Annotated in this window: 9 protein-coding genes and 1 pseudogene; 8 read left to right on the top strand and 2 right to left on the bottom strand. The window is 69.8% G+C overall.

All coding sequences use genetic code 11. From position 1 onward, the window contains the following. Positions 1-155 precede the first annotated feature (155 nt). Positions 156-275, bottom strand: a pseudogene (locus tag ACWC5O_RS44920) (cytidine deaminase); the annotation flags it as partial. Positions 276-278: 3 nt separating this feature from the next. Here ACWC5O_RS44920 and ACWC5O_RS44915 point away from each other — a divergent pair. The 4 genes from ACWC5O_RS44915 (at position 279) to ku (ending at position 2,587) form a co-directional block, all read left to right on the top strand. Continuing rightward, positions 279-866: a DUF4190 domain-containing protein gene (locus tag ACWC5O_RS44915; RefSeq protein WP_450781322.1), complete on the top strand. Its 588-nt coding sequence runs from the start codon at positions 279-281 to the stop codon at positions 864-866. A gap of 65 nt (positions 867-931) precedes the next feature. Then, positions 932-1,402 (top strand): DUF6247 family protein, encoded by a 471-nt coding sequence (locus tag ACWC5O_RS44910; protein WP_355837818.1) that lies wholly within the window; start codon positions 932-934, stop codon positions 1,400-1,402. After that, complete coding sequence (locus tag ACWC5O_RS44905) at positions 1,399-1,755, top strand: hypothetical protein (RefSeq protein ID WP_355837816.1); 357 nt, start codon at positions 1,399-1,401, stop codon at positions 1,753-1,755. The genes ACWC5O_RS44910 and ACWC5O_RS44905 overlap by 4 nt, the downstream gene beginning before the upstream one ends. A 64-nt stretch (positions 1,756-1,819) precedes the next feature. After that, the gene (gene ku, locus ACWC5O_RS44900) at positions 1,820-2,587 is read left to right on the top strand and encodes a non-homologous end joining protein Ku (RefSeq protein ID WP_355837814.1); all 768 of its coding nucleotides are present in this window, start codon (positions 1,820-1,822) and stop codon (positions 2,585-2,587) included. A gap of 82 nt (positions 2,588-2,669) precedes the next feature. Here the strand turns inward: ku and ACWC5O_RS44895 are convergent, their stop codons facing one another. After that, positions 2,670-3,323, bottom strand: a complete 654-nt coding sequence (locus tag ACWC5O_RS44895) for a hypothetical protein (RefSeq protein ID WP_355837812.1) — start codon at positions 3,321-3,323, stop codon at positions 2,670-2,672. A 230-nt stretch (positions 3,324-3,553) separates the two neighbouring features. Here ACWC5O_RS44895 and ACWC5O_RS44890 point away from each other — a divergent pair, with 230 nt between their 5' ends. From ACWC5O_RS44890 to ACWC5O_RS44875, 4 genes are all read left to right on the top strand, one after another. Beyond that, positions 3,554-4,045: a hypothetical protein gene (locus ACWC5O_RS44890; RefSeq protein ID WP_450781319.1), complete on the top strand. Its 492-nt coding sequence runs from the start codon at positions 3,554-3,556 to the stop codon at positions 4,043-4,045. A gap of 35 nt (positions 4,046-4,080) precedes the next feature. Further along, the gene (locus tag ACWC5O_RS44885; protein ID WP_355837808.1) at positions 4,081-4,470 is read left to right on the top strand and encodes a hypothetical protein; all 390 of its coding nucleotides are present in this window, start codon (positions 4,081-4,083) and stop codon (positions 4,468-4,470) included. Positions 4,471-4,582: 112 nt separating this feature from the next. Further along, the gene (locus tag ACWC5O_RS44880; protein WP_450781317.1) at positions 4,583-5,302 is read left to right on the top strand and encodes a hypothetical protein; all 720 of its coding nucleotides are present in this window, start codon (positions 4,583-4,585) and stop codon (positions 5,300-5,302) included. 11 nt (positions 5,303-5,313) lie between these two features. Next, entirely contained in the window at positions 5,314-5,832 is a 519-nt protein-coding gene (locus ACWC5O_RS44875; protein WP_355837890.1) for a hypothetical protein, read from the top strand. The last annotated feature ends 166 nt before the right edge of the window (positions 5,833-5,998 follow it).

Here is a 5,998-nt window from a genome sequence, read left to right as displayed (position 1 = left end):
AAAGCAGCCCACCGCGAAGGGCCAGACGTCGATCGCGTCCAGCCTGCCCGTGATGACGCCCTCGACAACCTTGCCCACCCCGACGACGGCGGAGCTCACCAGGGCGACCCAGGTGAACACGCACGGAAGCCGGCCCTCCTTCGGGGACCTGCGCATCAGCCCGCCGCGACCGAGGACTTGAGCTCCCCGTCGGGACCGGCGAGCAGCACCGGGGTCCCGGGCCCGCCCAGATCACGCACCGCGGCACGGTCCGCGTCGGAGGCGGCGTCCGCCTCGTCGTGCCGTTCGTCGGCCTCATCACCGGCCCGCTGGCCGTCATTTTTGCCAGCAAGGCCCGCAAGGAGATCAAGCGGACCGGGCAGAAGGGTGATGGCATGGCCATCGCCGGGCTGGTGACCGGCATCCTCGGCTGCGTCGGGTACGGCATCTTCCTGCTGATTTTGATCATCGCAGCGGTTGTCGGCGACACGGACGGCAAGACGAGCACTCCCGTCAAAGTCGAAACCTCGGCCAGCGCCCCAACGGCGACGAACTCAGCCACCCCGTCAGCGACGGCCCAGACCGAAGGCAAGGCCGTCACCTTCTCCGGCAAGGGCCAGAAGAAGACCGAGCGAGTGGAGCTGTCGGGCGACTACAACATCAAATGGACCTACAAGGACAACGTCCTCGGCCCCGGTGATACCGGGTCAAACTTCGTCGCCGCCCTGCAGGGCACGGGCAACACAACCGCCTTTGAGTCGCTGGTCAACGAGATCGGCCGGTCGGGCTCGGGCGACACGAACGTCTACGACCTCGAAAAGGGCACCTACTACATCGACGTACAGTTCGCTCAGGGGCGGTGGACGTTCACCATCACACCGAAGTGATCCCGGCTGCCACCACGCCGCCGACGACCTCCCATCCGGCAGACTTGTCAACTAAGCTTCAACTCATGAGCGTGATGGAGACGAACCTGTCGGATCTGCTGAACAAGCCGAAGGCGACGCTGGCCGCGCTCCGGGGCGCCCGCCGGATAGTGCTCCGGCGTCGAGGCGATGAGGACCTGGTGCTGACCACGGCCGCACGAGCCGAGCAGGACCAGGAGGTGATGGGCGCGACCAGCCGCATGTTCGTGGAAATGATGCGCACGCCGGCGGGCCGCACCCTGGTGCTGGACGTGCTGCCCGCCACCTTCCCCTGGGTGCGCTACCTCCCCGCGCACGACGTGCGCGACTTCTCCGTCGAGCTGGTCGACGCCCTGGGCGCTGCCACCGAGCTGGACAACACGGCGGCCGTCGCCCAGCTCATCACCGAGTGGCGGCACACCGCCGAGGTGCACGCCGACCCCGAGCTGTACGCCGCGCTCACCACCGATTCGGGCGAGGACTACGGACCCGTGCCCGATCCCGGCGCGGCAGCGTGAGCCCCAAGCGCGGCGACCGCGCAGCACCGCCGCCCGCCGCGGACGAGTGGGACATCCGATTCGCCAACGGAGAGGCCGCCAAGGGCTGGGAACAGCTGGGCACCCAGGCCGCGGGCAACACCCGCGCCGCCTGGTACCTCATGCGGACCGACCCGGCCCCGGCCACCCGCACCGAACGCCACCACCGGCTCAAGGGCGAGCTCGCGCGCGGCACCCACCGCGGCGAGACGATGGACCGCTGGCAGATCGAAGTCACCGCCGGCGGCCGCATCTGGTACCTGCTCGACGTCGAGCGCCGCACAGTCTGGATCGACCGCGCTTCCACCGGGCACCCCAAGGCCACCGACCGCTAGACAGCCTCGCATCGCCCTGCACCCCTGGGATGCGCCCTGACCAGCGGCGGCTGACGCTGGAGATATGAGGGCGACGTGGTCCGGCCTGATCCAGTTCGGGATGGTCGCGCTGCCCGTCAGGCTGTACGCGGCCACCGAAGAACACCCGGTGCGACTCCACGAGATCCACACCGCGGATGGCTCCAGGGTCGAGCACAGGCGCTTCTGCAAGGCCGAGAACCGGGAGATCCCGTACGAGGAAGTCGGGCGCGGCTTCGCGATGGCCGACGGCCGCATGGTCCCGCTCACCGACGAGGACCTGGCGCATCTCCCGCTCCCGACGAAGCGCACCATCGAGGTCCTCGGCTTCGTCCCGGGGCAGGACATCGATCCCATCAGCTACAGCCGGCCGTACTACGCAGGGCCCGACAGCCCGGGTGCCGACCGGCCGTACGCGCTACTGGTCGAGGCGCTCGCCCGTACCGGCTACGTGGGCGTGGCCAAGATCGCCATCAGGAGCCGCGAGCGCCTGGCGCTGCTGAGACCACGGCACGGGATCCTCATCCTGCAGACCTTGCTCTGGGAGGACGAGCTGCGGGACCCGGGCGACCTTGCCCCGTCCGCACCGGTCACAGACCGGGAGCTGGAGCTCGCCGAGGTCCTGATCAGGGAGCTGACCGGCATCGAGGTACGCGAGCTCCATGACGAGTACGCCCATGCCCTTGAGCAGCTGGTCACGGCGAAGGCCGCCGGCGGCGAACTGGCCCCGCTGCAGGAGGCGGTGCCCGCGGTAGATCTGATGGCCGCGCTGGAGGAGAGCGTCCGTACGGCGAAGGCCGCGCGCGGGGATTGACCGCAGCCACGCACGCGCCCTCAAATAGGGGCCCATTTTTAGAAGTCTCCCAGCTCATCCCGGGTAACAGTCACGCGGACTGTTACCCGGCGGGCAGGCCCAAGTCGTCGAGTGACGCCCCCGCGGCCCACTGCCGCAGCTGCACGCCGTCGAGGAGATGGACGCCGCCCTGTCGACTGGCCCACAGCACATCGGTACGGCTGTACGAGCCGGGGTTGACCATGACCCGGATGATGCGGTCGACGCCTTGACGCCCCGCCTCGCGAAGGGGAGCGCGTCCAGGTTCACCCTCTGCGGACGCGCCGGGCGGGCGGAAGGTGACGTCCAGCTGTCGGCCCGTACGGTCGCGGGCGGACAGCCGCGGCCGCCCCTTGAAGGGGACCGAGACGACGTGCCATCCGTCGCGGCGCAGGAACCGTTGCGCGGCGACCGCCAGGCCGTGCTCGTCCAGGTCGGAGAGTTGGGCCGCGCTGTAGATGCCGCCCCGTCGGCGGGCGACTGCCTGCCGCCAGCGCACCAGTGTGACGGCCAGGCCGACGAGGATCGCGATGCTCAGCACGAGGCCGAGGACGCCGAGGCGCTCGTACATCCAGACGAGGAAGGCGAGCGGTAACCCGATCGCGACGCCGACACCGACGAAGCCCGGGAGGACATCGCGCAGGGTCGGGCCGTACAGCCCTTGTGCGTGCAGTTCGGAGACCTGGCGCTGGCGGGCAGACCGGCGCGAGCCCGGCACGGGCGCGCGCCTCCACCACAGCTCCAACTGCGTCAACTCCCCATCACCGCCTGCCCCGTTCGCTCGTGTCCGTAGAGATACCCGTTCGCGGTGGCGTCCCGCCAGCCGGGCCGGGTGATTGGCCACAGATCTGGCTGACGCGGATGTGCCGAACCGCTTGCACGGGGTGTTGGGGAACCCCTACATTCATAGGTGTTGGGGAACCCCAACACCGAGGAAAGGAACCGCACATGATGACCTCTCAGTACCAGCCCCTCCCGAACCCGGAAGACGAACCGATGACCGCCAACCGACCGGACATGGAGGTATGGGAGACATCCGGACGCCTCGCGCACTGGAACGACGGGGTGTCCACGTACACGCTCGCGTTCCACGGCGGGAAGCAGCAGCAGATCGCGGGCGAGGCCAACACCGCCATCCTGGCCATGGACGCGATCCAGTCCGAGGAGCCCCTGCAGCAGAAGCTGATCTGGGACGGCCTGCGCGACATCCGCCGCCTGAAGAACCGCCTGGCCGCCATCGAAGAAGAGCTGTTGCTGATCGCCCGCGAGCCCGCCGACGCCCGCAACAAGATGTCGTGGCGCGAGCTGGGTGAAGGGATCGGGCAGCACCACACCACGGTGAAGGAACGGCACGACCGCATCGCCGGCGGAGGCACCCACGACTTCCGGCCCTGGCTCACCGAGAACACCGCCCGCGCCGACCGCTACCCGACCAGCTGACCGCCGTACACACCCAACGATCGGGGAGGAAAAACGTGCCCGACCCGCAGACCGGCGCCGGATTCGACGCCCCCACTCCGGACGCCGCGTACCGCGTCGCGCCAGACCCACTCCAGGAGGCCGCCGCGCTGCTGCGGATCTCCACCCAGCTGACCGTCCAGGCCCAGCAGAGCCAGGAACTCGATGAGGAGCAGGAGCGGCTATACATACTCCGCCGGGCGGCGCTGGCCGACCGCATGGCGATTGCTGAGCCCGAGGACGAGCGGTACCAGCGGGAGGCCGTCGAACTGTCCCAGACCCTCGCCCAGTTCGACCGCGAGCACCGCCACCTCGTCTCCGGACCGCGCGGACCCGACTCGATCGAGTGGGACCCGAGCGCCCGCCCGTACGTCCGCCAGGAGTACGACGCATGGGGCCGGGCGTGACCGCCGCGCTCGCGGCCGACAGTTGGAACAGCCTTTCCAGCGGCTGAAGTCAGCCGTTCCAAGTTGGTGCAGCACTCTCAAAGTCCTAGCGTGGACACGCTAGGATTTTGTGATGGTCACTCGGGAGGGAACCCGCATCATCACCGCGCTGGAAGCGGCATGGGCCGCGATCCAGCGCAAGCATCCGGACGTTCCAGACGTCGTGGTCGTGACCGGCTCGGGGAAGCCGCGCCGGGGCAACTACCTGAAGCTGGGGCACCACAGCCCGGAGCGCTGGATCGACGCCGCAGCTTCGGGCCGTCGTCCCGAGCTGTTCGTAGCGGGCGAGACGATCGCGATGGGCGGCACTCAAGTGCTGGAGACGATGCTCCACGAGTCGGCGCACGCCCTCGCGTTCGTCCGGGGACGGATCAAGGACACGTCCAGCCAGGGCAACCGGTGGCACAACAAGAAGTTCGCCGCGCTGGCGCAGGAGGTGGGGCTGGAGCCACCGAAGAAGGCGGAGCCCGTGCTGGGCTTCTCCAGCTGCAGCATCACGGCCGCCACCGTGTCCGCGTACGCCGCGGTGATACGGAAGCTGGAGGCGGCATCCCTGCCGCACCTGGACGCCCCCGGCGCCAGCGCGAAGCCGGAGGACGAGGGCGACGGGAAGGGCAAGGGCGGGAAGCGGGGCGGGCGGAGGGCCGCCGTAGAGTGCGGCTGCACTCCACCCCGCCGCATGCAGCTGACGCCCAAGGTGATCGACGACGGGCCGATCATCTGTGGTCTGTGCGAGCAGCGATTCGCCGTGGTGGATCCGGAGCCTGACGAGGCCGGACAGTCGGCAGCCTGACGGAGACGCGGATGAACGAGCAGGAGCCCACCCCCGCGGTTCCCTGGGAGCGGCTGGCCGCCGACACGGCGACCGTGGACCGGTACCGGGCCAAGGTGTACCGCCGCGGTGAGAACCAGTGCTGGTGGTGGCTCGGGGCGATCAGCGACTCCGGGCACGGCAAGCTCCGGGCAGGGAGCCGCCCGGCAGGCACCTCCCGCGTGGTCTCCGCCCACGTCCTGGGATGGGCGATACACCACGGCGCGGCCGCCCTGCGGAACGGCATCGTGGTTCGGCACACGTGCGACGAGGGCGTGTGCCAGAACCCCCGCCACTGGCTCGCGGGAGAGCGGGTGCAGAACAACCAGGACTTCCAGTCCCGCCGACTGCTGGCCGGGCACGCGCTCGCGGACATGCGGGGCGCGGCGGGCCGGGCGGTCGCGGTCCGGGACGCGATCCTGGCCGCCGAGCTCGGCACGGAAGAGGCCGCCATCGCCGCCGCAGTCGCGGCCGGCCACCCCTCCGGGGACCACCAGGACAGCCTCTTCTGAAGGGGCAGTTCATAGCGTGTCCACGCTAGATCCGTCGCCGTCCGGCTCGACCGGCCACGTCGGCGCGAGCGCCGCCGAAATCACCCGTGGTAACAGTCGAGCCCCACCCGCGCGTCTCGGGGGGGGGGGGGGCCATACCCGACATAAATGGCGATTTCGTCGGCTT

It is taken from the genome of Streptomyces sp. NPDC001450 (assembly GCF_053597295.1).
This window is presented reverse-complemented; position numbering and strand designations above follow the sequence as displayed.